Annotated in this window: 14 protein-coding genes; 9 read left to right on the forward strand and 5 right to left on the reverse strand. The window is 65.1% G+C overall.

Annotated elements, in window-relative coordinates; translation table 11 throughout:
* Positions 1–66 precede the first annotated feature (66 nt).
* A complete protein-coding gene (locus Q8S60_RS15685; RefSeq protein WP_305276283.1) occupies positions 67–735 on the forward strand; it encodes a polymer-forming cytoskeletal protein in 669 nt (222 codons plus the stop codon).
* 1 nt (position 736) lies between these two features.
* On the opposite strand, the gene Q8S60_RS15690 is transcribed toward Q8S60_RS15685, so the two are convergent.
* Complete coding sequence (locus Q8S60_RS15690) at positions 737–1,438, reverse strand: pyridoxamine 5'-phosphate oxidase family protein (RefSeq protein WP_305276282.1); 702 nt, start codon at positions 1,436–1,438, stop codon at positions 737–739.
* A 136-nt stretch (positions 1,439–1,574) separates the two neighbouring features.
* Here Q8S60_RS15690 and Q8S60_RS15695 point away from each other — a divergent pair, with 136 nt between their 5' ends.
* Positions 1,575–2,699 (forward strand): beta-ketoacyl-ACP synthase III, encoded by a 1,125-nt coding sequence (locus Q8S60_RS15695; RefSeq protein WP_305276281.1) that lies wholly within the window; start codon positions 1,575–1,577, stop codon positions 2,697–2,699.
* A gap of 18 nt (positions 2,700–2,717) precedes the next feature.
* Here the strand turns inward: Q8S60_RS15695 and Q8S60_RS15700 are convergent, their stop codons facing one another.
* Genes Q8S60_RS15700 through Q8S60_RS15715 form a run of 4 tightly spaced genes read right to left on the reverse strand, consistent with a single transcriptional unit; the run spans position 2,718 to position 7,399 of the window.
* Entirely contained in the window at positions 2,718–3,089 is a 372-nt protein-coding gene (locus Q8S60_RS15700; protein ID WP_305276280.1) for a hypothetical protein, read from the reverse strand.
* A gap of 29 nt (positions 3,090–3,118) precedes the next feature.
* Positions 3,119–3,979 carry a universal stress protein gene (locus Q8S60_RS15705; protein WP_305276278.1) on the reverse strand — a complete coding sequence of 287 codons (861 nt, stop codon included), beginning with the start codon at positions 3,977–3,979 and terminating at the stop codon, positions 3,119–3,121.
* A gap of 1 nt (position 3,980) precedes the next feature.
* Positions 3,981–4,862, reverse strand: a complete 882-nt coding sequence (locus Q8S60_RS15710; protein ID WP_305276276.1) for a hypothetical protein — start codon at positions 4,860–4,862, stop codon at positions 3,981–3,983.
* On the reverse strand, positions 4,862–7,399 hold the full coding sequence (locus Q8S60_RS15715; RefSeq protein WP_305276275.1) for a Lon protease family protein: 2,538 nt from the start codon (positions 7,397–7,399) through the stop codon (positions 4,862–4,864). Before Q8S60_RS15715 ends, Q8S60_RS15710 begins: the two co-directional genes overlap by 1 nt.
* Positions 7,400–7,589: 190 nt before the next feature.
* Between Q8S60_RS15715 and Q8S60_RS15720 the strand changes: the two genes are divergently transcribed.
* The 7 genes from Q8S60_RS15720 (at position 7,590) to nadC (ending at position 14,083) form a co-directional block, all read left to right on the forward strand.
* Entirely contained in the window at positions 7,590–8,213 is a 624-nt protein-coding gene (locus Q8S60_RS15720; protein ID WP_305276273.1) for an HD family hydrolase, read from the forward strand.
* Between the two features lie 100 nt (positions 8,214–8,313).
* Complete coding sequence (locus tag Q8S60_RS15725) at positions 8,314–8,862, forward strand: tyrosine phosphatase family protein (protein ID WP_305276271.1); 549 nt, start codon at positions 8,314–8,316, stop codon at positions 8,860–8,862.
* A 5-nt stretch (positions 8,863–8,867) separates the two neighbouring features.
* Positions 8,868–9,923 carry an NAD regulator gene (locus Q8S60_RS15730; protein ID WP_305276269.1) on the forward strand — a complete coding sequence of 352 codons (1,056 nt, stop codon included), beginning with the start codon at positions 8,868–8,870 and terminating at the stop codon, positions 9,921–9,923.
* Positions 9,924–9,940: 17 nt separating this feature from the next.
* Positions 9,941–10,315: a hypothetical protein gene (locus tag Q8S60_RS15735; protein WP_305276267.1), complete on the forward strand. Its 375-nt coding sequence runs from the start codon at positions 9,941–9,943 to the stop codon at positions 10,313–10,315.
* A 204-nt stretch (positions 10,316–10,519) separates the two neighbouring features.
* A complete protein-coding gene (nadA, locus tag Q8S60_RS15740; RefSeq protein WP_370867266.1) occupies positions 10,520–11,581 on the forward strand; it encodes a quinolinate synthase NadA in 1,062 nt (353 codons plus the stop codon).
* A 22-nt stretch (positions 11,582–11,603) separates the two neighbouring features.
* On the forward strand, positions 11,604–13,217 hold the full coding sequence (locus Q8S60_RS15745) for an L-aspartate oxidase (protein WP_305276264.1): 1,614 nt from the start codon (positions 11,604–11,606) through the stop codon (positions 13,215–13,217).
* The gene (gene nadC, locus Q8S60_RS15750) at positions 13,214–14,083 is read left to right on the forward strand and encodes a carboxylating nicotinate-nucleotide diphosphorylase (RefSeq protein ID WP_305276262.1); all 870 of its coding nucleotides are present in this window, start codon (positions 13,214–13,216) and stop codon (positions 14,081–14,083) included. Before Q8S60_RS15745 ends, nadC begins: the two co-directional genes overlap by 4 nt.
* Positions 14,084–14,152 lie beyond the last annotated feature (69 nt).

Genomic DNA, 14,152 nt, shown 5'->3' on the forward strand with positions numbered 1-14,152 from the left:
TCGGCACATACGGGCCACGTTGGAACTCTATTCTACGCTTGTTCCAGCCAGTGGAGGGGAAATCAAATGTTCAAGCGCCCAAAGGGTGTTTCCGATTCCGATCCGGCGCCAACGCCTGGGTCTTCCGGCGTACGCGCGGAAGACGTCACGCCGACTCAAACACCGCCGGACATAAACCCGGACGAGCGCGACCGCGACAATGCCGGTACGCGCGTCATCACCCCATCCTATCAAGTAAGGAAGCCGCCCGTGCGCACTCTTCAATCGACTCATCCTTCGTCCGCTGCTCCCGCACCTGCCGCCAACCTGCATGTGGGCCGGGGACTGAAGCTCGAAGGCAAGATCCAGTCCTGCGACTCGCTCGTCATCGAGGGCGACGTGCAGGCGACCATCGAAAGCGGAACGCTGACCATCTCCGAAACCGGCGACGTGCGCGGCGAGGCGACAGTCGACGAAGCCGAGGTGAACGGCAAATTCGACGGCACGCTGACCGTGAAGAAGTGCCTGACGATCAATTCGTCGGGGCGCGTTACCGGCACGGTGCGTTATGGCGAACTGAAGGTCGAGCAAGGCGGACAGGTGAGCGGCGAAATCCGCGCGGCCGACGACGCCAAGCCGGACGACAAGGCGGAGACGGCCCGCATCGGTGGCAAATCCGGCAACGGCGACACCAAGAGCGACACGACGCGAAGCGACAGCAGCGAGAACGGGACGCGCACCGCGTCGATGATCTGAACTAGGGTATGAGCCATTCCATCCGCGCCGCGTCCGCCTGCCAGCGGATGCGGGCGCGGCGGTGGCCCGTGCGGCTGAGCACCACCACATCCGCGTCGTCGAAGGTAAATTCGAGCAACGCAAAATTCCGGCGTCCCTGGTCCAGCCGTTCGGCAGACGGGATCACGCCTTCGACATCGGCGGGCAATCCCGAAACCGGCATCGCACTTGCCGTTCCGGGGGCAGCGGTGACGAGGTAGGCGCGGCGGCTCGACAGGGGCGCCCCCTGCCATGCGGCTTCCGCCCCATCGTCCTCCGTCCGAATCCTCGCTCTTCCCGAAAGCCTGACCTGAACATCGCAGCGCGGCTCATAAAGGAGGAGCGATGCGCGCGGATCGCGTGCGAGTTCGGCAACTTTTATCGAGCGGGCGTCGGTGAAGGCGAAGAGTGCGCGCGAGGCGCGGTCGAGATCGCGGAGAAAAACCGTTCTGAGGGCCGGGGCGCCAGTGGCCGAAACGGTGGCGAAGGCCGGTTTACGCAGGGGCGACGCGGCATTGGCGACACCTTCGGCCGCCAATACGAAAGCCAGTTCCGCCATGTCCCCGAGCGTTAACGCACGCAGCGCTGCGCCCTCGTAAGGCGCGCCGGGGAGCGCAAACCCGCCTTCTTCCGCCTGCCCTTCATTGCCCATGCCCTGCTCCCCCTCCATTCCCTGCCGTTCCACAGTGGAATCCTCCGCATAGCTGTTCTATTTTAACCTCCGTGGCTGGGGGAAAGCCGCATCATTTCATTCCGGGTATAACCGATCAAAAGACCCAGGATGCACGCCGGCAACGAGATCAAGAAGAATCGGGTGGACAGTGACCAAAGTCGTCATCAGCGGGACGGGCGTTTTTACGCCGCCTTATTCCGTCAGCAATGCGGAACTCGTCGAGACCTTCAATACGTATGTAGATAAATACAACAAGACGCATGCGGCGGAGATCGAGCGGGGCGAGGTCGAGCCGCTCAACCAATCGAGCGTCGAATTCATCGTGAAGGCGTCGGGCATCGAATCCCGTTACGTGATGGACAAGTCCGGCATCGTCGATCCGGAGATCATGGCGCCGCGCCTGCGGCAGCGCTCCAACGACGAGCCGTCGATCCTCGCGGAAATGTCGGTCGACGCCGCGCAGAAGGCCCTGAAGCGCGCCAACAAGACGGCCGCGGATATCGACGCGGTGCTGGTTGCGTGTTCGAATCTCGAACGTCCCTACCCCGCCATCGCCGTCGAGGTTCAAGAGTTGCTCGGCATCGAGGGGTTCGGCTTCGACATGAATGTCGCCTGCTCGTCGGCCACTTTCGCCATCCAGACGGCCTACGACATGCTGCGCTCGGGCTCGGTCGATTGCGTGTTGATCGTCGACCCGGAAATCTGCTCGGGGCATCTCAACTTCCGCGACCGCGACAGCCATTTCATTTTCGGCGATGTCGCCACGGCGATCGTCGTCGAGCGCGAGGAGACCTGTACCGCGAAGGGCGCCTGGGAAATTCTCGGCACACGGCTGCTGACGAAATTCTCGAACAACATCCGCAACAATTTCGGTTTCCTCAACCGCGCGACGCCGGAAGGCATCGGTGCGAAGGACAAGCTGTTCGTGCAGGAAGGTCGAAAGGTCTTCAAGGAAGTCGTGCCGATGGTTTCGCAGCTCATCCTCGAGCACATGGCGGATGAAGGGCTCGACCCGAAGGACCTGAAGCGCATGTGGCTGCATCAGGCCAACAAGAGCATGAACGACTTCATCGGCCGCAAGGTGCTGGGCCGCGACCCGGAGCCGGGCGAGCAGCCGAATATCCTGCACGAATACGCCAATACGAGTTCGGCAGGCTCCATCATCGCCTTCAGCAAATTCAACGAAGACCTGAAGGAAGGCGATCTCGGACTGATCTGCAGCTTCGGGGCGGGATATTCGGCCGGCAATGTGCTGGTGAGAAAGCGGGCGTAGCTTCCCGCCCGCCCGGAACTACTTCTTCAGCGGTTCGACCGTGACGATGCGGAAGGTGAGCATGTCGCCGTCCTGTTCGGTAACGGAAAGATATTCCCCCGCCTTGAACTCGTGACGGTCGAGCTTGAAGAAGGGCTCGTCGCCTTCGCGCGTCGTCGCATCGTAGTCGATCACCCAGCCACGGCCGATATGGCGGAGAAGCCCCTTCTGGTCGGGCTCGCCACGCCAGAAGCGCCGCACGAGGCATTCCTTGGCATGGGCCTTCCAGGCTTCGGGGTCGAGCTTCATTTCGCCGTCGAGCGGCACGACGAGATCGTAACCGTGCGCGGGCGAACCGTCGGGGAACTCCTCGTTGCGGGCAAGCGTCATGTGGACATGGTAGAGGGTCATCGGAATTTCCGTTTCTTCTATGCGTGGTTTCAGTGCGCCATCAGGACGGGGATGGTGGCGTGAGAGCGGATATGCTGTGTCGCCCCGCCGATGATGAATTCGCGAAGGCGGCTGTGGCTGTAGCCGCCCATGACGAGGAGATCGGTTTTCGATTTCTCCGCCTGTTCGAGCAGCACCTCGCCGTATGCACGGGTCTGCGCGTCGACGAGATGCACATCCGCGACGACGCCGTGAAGCGCCAGATAATCGGCGAGCGTGGAACCGGGAGTGGGGTCCAGTTCCTTGCCGCCGATGCAGAGGATGGTGACCGACTTCGCTCTTTCGAGGAAGGGGATCGCGGCCGTGACGGCGCGCGCGGCTTCGGCGCTGTCGTCCCAGCCGATGGCGACGGTGCCGCCGACCGGCGACCATGCCTTCTTCGGCGCAATCAGGACCGGACGGCCCGCGCTCATCATGGCCGCTTCAAGCGCCGTGCCGCCCGCCGTTCCGGTGGTGCCCTCGCCGAAGACAATGAGATCGGAGAGGCGGCTATGCGCGGCGACGACTTCGTCGCGGCGGCCGGTCACGTCGAGGAAGCGGGCGGAGGGCAATTGCGGGTCCGCGCCCTTCACAGCGACGGGGATGCCCATTGCGGCGGCGGATTTTTCCAATGCGGCACGGACGCGAGCGGAAGCCTGATCCGCACCTTCGCGCGCGGCCTGCATCAGATCCTCGATCACCTGCCCCGAAACGCCGTCGCCGAGATAGGGCAGCGCCTCGCTCGGATCCGGACGCGCGAACAGCCCGACAAGCTGCGCCTTGAAATCGCGAGCGACCGAAAGCGCCGTCGCCAGCACTTCATCATCCTCGGGCCGGCCGGCGAGAGGGACGAGAATCTTACGGACGGACATATCAGCCTCCATCTTCCATGTGGGACGGCGCGGGACGCGGGGCGCGCTCCGAACCGAGAATCAATACAGGACATCCGGCAGATGCCGAAAGACGCGCCGCATCCTCATCATCGCCGAGCCAGGCCGCATTGACCACGATCAAACCGACGCCGTCCCGGCGGGCGGCATCCGCGATATCGGCGGCGGATTTACCCTTCGCGGAAAGGCGCCGGAAGGGGGCGCCGATGCGCGCGGCAAGGGTTTCGGCAAAGGCGGCGCAACTTTCGGCCAGGCTCGAGCCTTCGTCGACGGTGGCGACGGGACGGCCCGGCATGACGGCCTGAAGCGCGTTGGCGGGGCGCGCGGGCGCGGCGAGCCGGGTTTTGGCGAGCGATGCGCGGAGACCGACGCCACGCCCCACAAGGAGCACGTCGGCATGAACTTCCCGCGTTGCCGCGCGGACGGTGCGGCCGACTTCGCGCGAGGCGGAGCCGGGCGAGCGGATGACAAGCGTATCATCCGCACCGGCGCTCGCGGCGAGCGAGGCGAGCGGGCGGCCGCGGCGGACATCGAAGCTCCAGTCCACATTCGCCTCGGCCGCGATCCGCGCGAGCGTGCGGCGAACGCTTTCGGCCTGCGCCTTCATCGCACGGAGCATACGTTCCGGATCGACGCTGCGGATTTCGCCGGAAAGGGAAATTTCGCGGGCAAACGGCAGGTCGGCCAGCGTCAGCAGGTTTTCATCCTCGACGAAGACACCCTTCAGGCGCGCATCGACCGAGGCCGCAAGACGCGCGGCAAGAGAAAGGGCCTCGCGCGCAACCAGCGAGGTGTCGAGGCCGATCACGACCCGCGTCTCGGGCGCCTCGGTCTTTTCGGGCTCCGTCTTTTTCGGGGCCGCCATTACGCCCCCTTCCTCCCGTTTGTGCCGCTCTCGTCCGCCGGACGCTGGGCAAAGCGGATCTGGTTGTCGGCGAAGGCGGCGAGCCTCTGCTCGGTGCGCGCATAGATGCTGCCGTCGGGGAATTTTCCGTCCGGTCCGCGTATGCCGGCGGGAGCGCCCATCAGCAGTTCGACGCCTTCCTCCACATGCTCAACAGGATAGATCGCAAACATGCCGCGCTCCACAGCGTCGACGACGTCCTGCCGGAGCATAAGGTGCTTCACGTTGGAGGCAGGGATCAGCACGCCCTGATCGCCGGTGAGGCCGCGGCGCATGCAGATGTCGAAGAAGCCTTCGATCTTGTCGTTGACGCCGCCGATCGCCTGCACCTCGCCGAGCTGATTGACCGAACCGGTGACGGCGAGGCCCTGCGCAATGGGCGCTTCGGCAAGCGCGGAGATGAGTGCGTAGAGCTCGGCGGAAGAAGCGCTGTCGCCGTCGACGCCGCCGTAGGATTGCTCGAAGACGACGCTGGCGCTCATGGAAAGAGGAATGGCGGGGAGAAACTGACCCGAGATGTAGCCCGACAGGATGAGCACGCCTTTGGTGTGGATCGGGCCGCCCAGCGCCACCTCGCGCTCGATGTCGATGACGCGGGCACTGCCGAGGCCCATACGGACGCGCGCGGTGATGCGGCTCGGGCGGCCGAAGGAGACGCTGCCCATGGAGAGGACCGAGAGGCCATTCACCTGGCCGACGCGCTCCCCCTCGGTGTCGATCATGACGATGTCGCGCGTGATCATTTCGAGGCTGCGTTCGCGCAGACGGTCAGCGCGGGCGATCTGCGCGTCGACGGCTTCGTCGATGTGATGCGCCGAAATTGCGGCGGCGGCTTCGCTGCGGGCGATGTGGTCGGCCTCGCACAGGAGATCGACGATGGGGCGCATGACGGTGGAGAGCTTCTCGGCGTCTTCCGCCTGGCGCGAGGAACGCTCGATGACGCGGCCGACGCCGGAACGGTCGAGCGGTAACAGGCCTTCCTCGCGGCATGTGCTCGCGATCAGGCCGGCGTAGAGCTGATCGTTGTCGGGCTCGCGGTCGATCTCGTCCTCGAAGTCGGCGGCGACCTTGAAAAGTTCGCCGAAATCCGGGTCGAGGTTGCTCAGCATGTAGTAGAGATAGCGGTCGCCGAAGAGGATGATCTTGATGTCGAGCGGGATCGGATCGGGCTCCAGCGTCACGGTGCTGATGAGACTCAGATACTCGCCGGCGCTTTCTATCACGACCTTGCGGCGGCGAATGGCGCGCTTCAGCGCTTCCCAGGCGAGCGGCTCGCGCAGCAGCTTCAATGCGTCGATAAGGAGGTAGCCGCCATTGGCGCGGTGGAGCGAGCCCGGCTTGATGAGCGTGAAATCGGTGACGAGCGCGCCCATCTGCGGCATGTGCTCGACGCGGCCGAGCAGGTTCGCCATGGTCGGATGGTCTTCGTAGAGGATCGGGGCGCCGCCGCCGATATAGCCGCCCGCGTCCGCGATGTCCTGCGCGCGCCATTTGGAGGAACCGCTCTTGCGGGCTTCGTTGCTGTTGTCGACGACGATGTTGACTTCGTAACGGCGGAGGGGATCGCTTGCGCCGAGATCGGGACCGCGGCCCTGCATCGCGGCCTGCATGGCGATGATTGCGCGCTGCTGCTCCGGCACCGCATCGCCGCCGCTTGCGAACATGCCGATATTCTCGACGAGATCGCCCATCACCGCGGTGAGCCAGGCGGCGACCGCCGTCATGCCCTCGAAGAGCGAGCGCAGTTCGCGCATGGCGCGCTCCACGGCGCGTTCGGCGACCTCGCGGTTGAGCGCGCGGACACGCTGGCGATGCTCCTTCTCCCAGCCCGGCACATGCTCGATGGTTTCGGCAAGCTCCTTCTGCAGCGTCTCGATGGTGTTTTCGATCCGCTTGCGTTCCTGCTCGGGGAGCTTGTTGAATTCGTCCGGCTTCAGCACATTGCCGTCATGCACGGGTGCGAGCGCGAAGCCGGCGGGCGTGCGGAGGAGCGCGATTTCCTGCGTCTCGGCCTTGGCGCGCAATTCCTCGAAGGCCTGTTCCTGCTTCTCCTGATATTCCTCGTCTATCGACTGGCGGCGGTTCTGGTATTCCTCGCTCTCGATGATCGAGGGGATCGTGACCTTGAGGTCGTCGATCAGGCGCGCCATGCCCTCCTTCAGCGCGCGGCCGGTGCCGGCGCCGAGTTCAAGGGCGACCGGCTTGTGGGGCGTCCGGAAATTGTTGACATAGACCCAGTCGGAGGGCGCGCGCTCCTTGAGCGCGACGCCGGATAGGAAGCGCAGGACGGCCTCGTGCTTTCCCGCGCCATCCTGCCCCAGCACGAAGATGTTGTAGCCCTGGCGGCGGATGCCGGTGCCGAAACGGAGCGCCTCCAGCACGCGCTCCTGGCCCACGAGGCCCGCATGATCGTCAAGCTCGGCCGTGGTCTCGAATGTGAACTGGCCCACATCGCAGGCACGATAAAGCATCTCGGCAGGAACAGGTTCAACAGCCATATTCGTCCCGTTTCAGCGGCCTTGCCGCAGGCGTTTCTTGTGCCGCAACTGTATGCTGCGCCGCTGCCCGGGGCAAACGAGCGGCCTGCGGCGGATCAGCCGACGGCGGAGGCCCGGCTGGATCGGGCAGCGGGTGACAAGCTTTCCCGTCCGCCCTAAGTTGCGCCTTCACTTTCAACTCCGGCATCTCATGGCATCGCACGACGGAAAACGCGAAACCGCTCCGAAGCCCCGCGCCTGGCAACGCATGCTGAGCGGGCGGCGCCTGGACCTGCTCGATCCCTCGCCGCTCGATGTCGAGATCGACGATATCGCACACGGGCTTGCGCGCGTGGCGCGGTGGAACGGACAGACGGAAGGCGACCACGCCTTCACCGTCGCCGAGCATTGCGTGCTGGTGGACGATATCTGCGCCCGCTTCAGGCCGGGCTGGCCTGTGAAGTGGCGGCTCGCGGCGCTGCTGCACGATGCGCCCGAATATGTGATCGGCGACATGATAAGTCCGTTCAAGGCGGCGCTCGGCATCGACTACAAGGCGTTTGAACACCGGCTCGCCGCCGCCATTCACATGCGCTTCGGGTTGCCCGCGGAACTGCCGCAGAGCGTGGAAGACCTCATCAAGCGGGCGGACAAGGCCTCGGCTTTTTTCGAAGCGACGCAGATCGCCGGTTTCTCCGACGAGGAGGCAGCGCGGATCTTCGGGCGGCCTCGCGGGCTGACCCCCATGGCCATCGAACCGCTGCCGACGAAGAAAGCCCAGGCGCGGTTCCTGAAGCGGTTTGCGGAACTGGCGGACGGCGATTCGAACCCATAAAGGCCCGCCAACGCTGGATTTCGGCCCGGCTTTGCACAAATTTGTGTTATTAGGATCGTATGTTCCACTTCGCCACGATTCAGCCGCCGACGAGCGACAGATGATTTATGTAAGCCCTCTAAGTGCCGTCGAAGATGCGATCCGCGACATCCGGCCTTCGCATCTCGTCAGCCTGCTCGATCCCGAAACGATGATCGGTACGCCGGAGGGCATTCTGCCCGACCGTCACTTGCGGATCGGCATCAACGACATCGCGGAAGCGATCGACGACCTCGTGCCACCCAGTGCCGGGCATGTGTCGGCGCTGATCGACTTCGTGCGCGGGTGGGACCAGCAGAACCCGCTTCTCGTTCACTGCTGGGCCGGGATCAGCCGTTCGACGGCGGCGGCATTCATCGCGCTCTGCACGATCAACGAGGCGCATCCAGAGGACGAACTTGCGCGGCATGTGCGCATGTGCGGTTCCCATGCACATCCGAACCGGCTGATGGTCAAGCTCGCCGATGAGCTTCTGATGCGCGAAGGGCGGATGTCGGCCGCGGTCGAGGCGCTCGGCCCCGGACGCGCCTGCTGGGAAGGCGAACTCTTTTCCATTCCGCTCCGACCGGGCCTCGATCGTCAGGCTTCGCTCCATCCGGGGAGCCGCTGAGGGGCATGACCAAGGTGCGCGTAAAGCCATCCGTTCAGTCCGCCGCCGAGGCGGCGATGCGCGCGGACAAGGCCGTCGTCATCGGCCTCAACGCGGCCATCGTCACCGTTTCCGACGACGAGCCGAAAATTCTCGTCGTACCGCATAATGAAACGGACGGCGCGAGTGGCTGGGACGCGCTGCCCTTCGGTCCGTTCAATCCGCTGCGTCACCGTACCCTCGAAATCGGCCTGCGCTCATGGGTTCAGGAGCAGACGCAGATCGAGCTCGGCTATGTCGAACAGCTTTACACGTTCGGCGACCGGGGGCGGCATTCGCTGGAAGTGGAAGCGCCGGGAGAGCATGTCGTTTCGGTTGGCTATCTGGCGCTGACGCGCAGCCATGACGAGGCGCTGAAGGGCGCCGCATGGCGCGACTGGTATCAGCATTTCCCGTGGGAGGACTGGCGCGACGGCAAGCCTCAGATCATCGACCAGGTGATCGTGCCGCTGCTGCGCGAGTGGGCGGGACGGCAAAGCGAAGCCTCGCCGGAGGAACTTGCCCGCGGCAAGCGCCGCGACCGGATGCGCCTCTGCTTCGGCGTGGACGGCGTCGCATGGGACGATGAAAAGGCGCTGGAGCGCTACGAACTTCTCTACAGCGCGGGGCTGCTGCTGGAAGCGGCGCGCGACGGGCGGCCGAACGCCCAGAAACTTCTCAACGGACAGGCGCCGCAGCTCGGGCGGCCGATGCAGTTCGATCACCGGCGCATTCTCGCGACGGCCATGAGCCGCCTGCGCGCGAAGATCAAGTACAGGCCTGTCGCCTTCGAACTGATGCCGCCGGCTTTCACGCTTTATGAGTTGCAGAAGACCGTGGAGGCGCTGCTGGGTCTTCATGTCCACAAGCAGAATTTCCGGCGGCTGGTCGAGAATGCCGGCCTCGTGGAACGGACGGGACGCATGTCGACGCGCACGGGCGGACGGCCCGCCGAGCAATTCCGCTTCCGCCGCGAAGTGCTGAACGAGCGCCCGGCGCCCGGCCTCAAGCTTGCGCCTTCGCGCAGCCGTGCCAACAGCTGATCATCGGGAGACGGAGCATGAACGGCATTTCCATCAAGGCAATTCTTGTCAGCTCGATCTTCGGTTTCGTGCTGATGCTCGTTCTCATCATGATCCTGGGCGCGCTCTATCCAGTGCTGTTCAACGGCGGCACTGCGGCAGATTTCGAGCAGTCCTGGTTCTCGATGCTGGCGCTGGCAGCGCCCGTGGCGGCGGGCTATCTCGCGGCGCGACAAGCCCAAACGCGGCCCGTGCTGCATGGCGCCTTGTCGCCCGTCCTCAATGTGCTCTGGGGATTGATCGCCATGACATTTCTGGTGCCGCCAACGGCTTTCACGGTAGCCGTGCTGGTGGCCAATGTCCTGCTCGGCGCGCTGGGCGGCTACCTATATCCAAGCGTCAGAAAACATTGATCTTTTCAGGCTGCCCTATTTTGAACGGCGCGCATCGCGCAAGCGGGATATTCCTTGTTGACGCTTGATAATACTCAAGCGTAGCATATCTATCGTTAGAGCCCGGCCCTCTCGGAGTGCCGGTGTTTTTGATCCCTTATATATACTCACAGTGAGTATATATGGGCAGCGAACAGGGAGGTCATCATGGCCCTCGCAGGTAGCATGCAGCAGCAAAAGACGGGCAGCGTAACGCCCGCAGGAGCGCGCAAGTTCAAGCCGCTGGAGATGCCCGAGCTTGAATACACGCCCGGCCTCGCGAAGGAGATGGCGCCTCTCTACGAGAAGGTGAAGAACGTCATTCCGTCGGTCGAGTGGCCCTTCTTTGCGCCCTATATCCACGCCATCAACCGGCTGAAGAAAGAGCGCGACGCCGTTGTGCTCGCGCATAACTACCAGACGCCGGAAATCTTCCATTGCGTCGCCGACATCGCGGGCGACAGCCTGCAGCTTGCCAAGGAAGCGGCGAAGGTCGATGCCGACGTGATCGTGCAGTGCGGCGTCCACTTCATGGCCGAGACGTCGAAGCTGCTCAACCCGCACAAGACCGTGCTCATCCCCGATGTTAAGGCGGGCTGCTCGCTCGCCGACTCGATCACGGGCGCCGATGTGCGCCTGCTGCGCGAGACTTATCCGGGCGTACCGATCGTTACCTATGTGAACACGTCCGCCGAAGTGAAGGCGGAGAGCGACATCTGCTGCACCTCTTCCAACGCATTGAAGATCGTGGAGAGCTTCGGCGTCGACCGCGTGCTCTGCATTCCGGACGAGTTCCTGGCGAAGAACATCGCCAAGCAGACGGATGTGAAAATCCTTACCTGGAAGGGCCATTGCGAAGTGCATGAGCGCTTCACGGCCGAGGAACTGCGCCAGTATCGCCGCGACGACCCGAACATCGTCATCATCGCGCATCCCGAATGCCCGCCGGAAGTCGTGGCGGAAGCCGATTTCTCCGGCTCCACGTCCGGCATGATCAACTGGGTGAAGGAACATCAGCCGAAGCGCGTCGTCATGGTGACCGAGTGCTCCATGAGCGACAACGTCGCGGTGGAAAATCCGAACGTCGAGTTCGTGCGTCCCTGCAACCTCTGCCCGCATATGAAGCGTATCTCGCTGAAGAACATTCTCGAGAGCCTCGTCTATATGCGCGAGGAAGTGACCGTCGATCCTGCCGTCGCCGTTCGTGCACGGCAGGCCGTCGAGCGGATGATCAATCTCGGCAACTGACAAGGTCTCGGGAGACGCCATCATGGCTCAGGGCAACATCGTCGATGCCGGCGACGTTCTGATCGTCGGCGCGGGGCTTGCGGGCCTCTTCACGGCGCTGAAACTCAGCCCGCGTCCCGTCACCGTGCTCGCGGGCGCGCCCATCGGCGACGGCGCGTCGAGCGCCTGGGCGCAGGGCGGTATCGCAGCGGCCATCGAAGCGGGCGACACGGCCGAATCCCACGCCGCCGACACGATCGCGGCGGGCGCGGGCACGGTGGACGAGGAAGCCGCGCTTTCGATCGCACGCGAAGCGGCCTTCCGCATCGAGGATCTGCTGAAGCTCGGCGTCCCCTTCGACCGCGACATCGAGGGCAAGCTCTCGGCGGGCCGCGAGGCCGCGCACAGCCACCGCCGTATCGTCCGCGTGAAGGGCGATCAGGCCGGCAAGGCCATCATGCAGGCGCTTGTCGCCGCCGTGCGCGCCACGCCTTCCATCCGCGTGATGGAGGGACTCTCGGCCTATGAACTTGCCATCGAGAACGGACGCGCTGTCGGAATTTTCGCCCGGCCGGCCCATGCCGCCACCGCGCCTCAGCCGCTGCTCATCAAGGCGCGCGCCGTCGTGTTGGCGAGCGGCGGTGTCGGCCAGCTTTTCGCGGTCACCACCAATCCGCTTCAGGCACGCGGCGAAGGCGTCGCCATGGCGGCGCGCGCGGGCGCGCTGATCGCGGATCCGGAATTCGTGCAGTTCCATCCGACCGCCATCGCCTCTCCGCGCGACCCGGCGCCGCTCGTCACCGAGGCGCTGCGGGGCGAAGGTGCGGTCCTGATCGACAATATAGGCCGGCGCTTCATGCCGGCCATTCACGCCGACGCAGAACTCGCGCCGCGCGATATCGTGGCGCGCGCGATCTTCCGCGAGATCGAGGCGGGGCGTGGTGCCTTTCTCGACGCACGGGCAGCGCTCGGCGAGCGCTTCGCCACCGCCTTCCCGACCGTTTACGAGACCTGCATGTCGCTCGGCATCGACCCGGCGCGTCAACCGATCCCGGTCGCGCCCGCCGCGCACTACCACATGGGCGGCATTCATGTGGATGCGCGCGGCCGGAGCAGCATCGAGGGGCTCTGGGCCTGCGGCGAAGTCGCCTCGACCGGCATGCACGGCGCGAACCGTCTTGCCAGCAATTCGCTTCTCGAGGCCATCGTCTTCGGCGCGCGCATCGCCGCCGATATCGACGGCTCCGTACCCGGTGCCCGCGCGGGCGCCCATGTGGCGCCGCCGGTGCTCGGTTCCGCCTCCACCCCCGAGGCGCCGATGCTGGCGCAGCTTCGCCAGATCATGACGGCGCATGTCGGCGTGGAGCGCAATGCGCCGGGGCTCGCCTTCGCGCTCGGCGAAATCGCGCGGCTCGAACGCGCGGCGGGGCCTGCGAGCCTCTTCGGCAATATCGCGACGACCGCGAAACTCATCACGGCTGCAGCCTATGCACGCGAGGAAAGCCGCGGCGGCCACTATCGAAGCGATTTCGCCACCGCGCGCGCGCCCTGGCGGCATCGCACCTTCATCACGTTGAAAGAGGCTGCGCGGATCGCCGAAGCCGCCATCGCCGAAGCCCCGGCCGCGACCGCCGCCGACGCGCAGGCCTGTCTATGACGCTTCACCTGACGCCGCTGCCCGCACTGATGATCGAGCCTGCCGTGCGCGCGGCGCTGGCGGAGGATCTCGGCCGCGCAGGCGACATCACCACGCAGGCGACCGTGCCGGCGGAGGCGAAGGCGCGCGTGCTCATCAATGCGCGCCAGCCCGGCCGCGTGGCGGGGCTCGATTGCGCGCGCATGGCTTTCCGGCTTGTCGAGCCGCTGCTGAAGGTCGCGGTGGTGAAAGGCGACGGCTCGGATGTGGAGCCCGGCGACACCATCGCCGCCATCGAGGGGCCGGCGCGCGGCATTCTCACGGGCGAGCGCGTGGCTTTGAATTTCCTCGGCCACATGTCCGGTATCGCGACCTCGACGCGCGAGATCGCCCGCGCCATCGAAGGCACGAAAGCTCATGTCTGCTGCACGCGGAAGACGACACCGGGCCTGCGCGTGTTCGAGAAATACGCGGTGCGCGCCGGCGGCGGCATGAACCATCGCTTCGGCCTCGACGATGCCGTGCTCATCAAGGACAACCACATCGCCATGTCCGGCGGCATCGCCGCCGCGATAGCGCGCGCGAAAGCGGCGAGCGGCCACATGGTCAAGATCGAGGTCGAGGTCGACACGCTCGACCAGCTCGACCAGGCGCTTGCCGCGGGCGTCGACGCGGTACTGCTCGACAACATGACGCCGGAAATGCTTGCCGAGGCCGTGCGCCGCATCGGCGGCCGCGCCATCGCCGAAGCGTCGGGCCGCATCACGGCAGCAACGGCGCCCGCCATCGCCGCCAGCGGCGTCGATCTCATTTCCTGCGGCTGGATCACCCATTCCGCGCCCTGCCTCGATATCGGCCTCGACTTCGATAGTCTGACGGCCTCCTGACGGATGCCTTGGGATAGCCTGACGGCCTCCTGACGCGTCAGTTCCCATTGGCTTTGCCGTCTCATCTTT

This window comes from Parvibaculum sp. (assembly GCF_030694575.1).
Lineage (GTDB): Bacteria > Pseudomonadota > Alphaproteobacteria > Parvibaculales > Parvibaculaceae > Parvibaculum.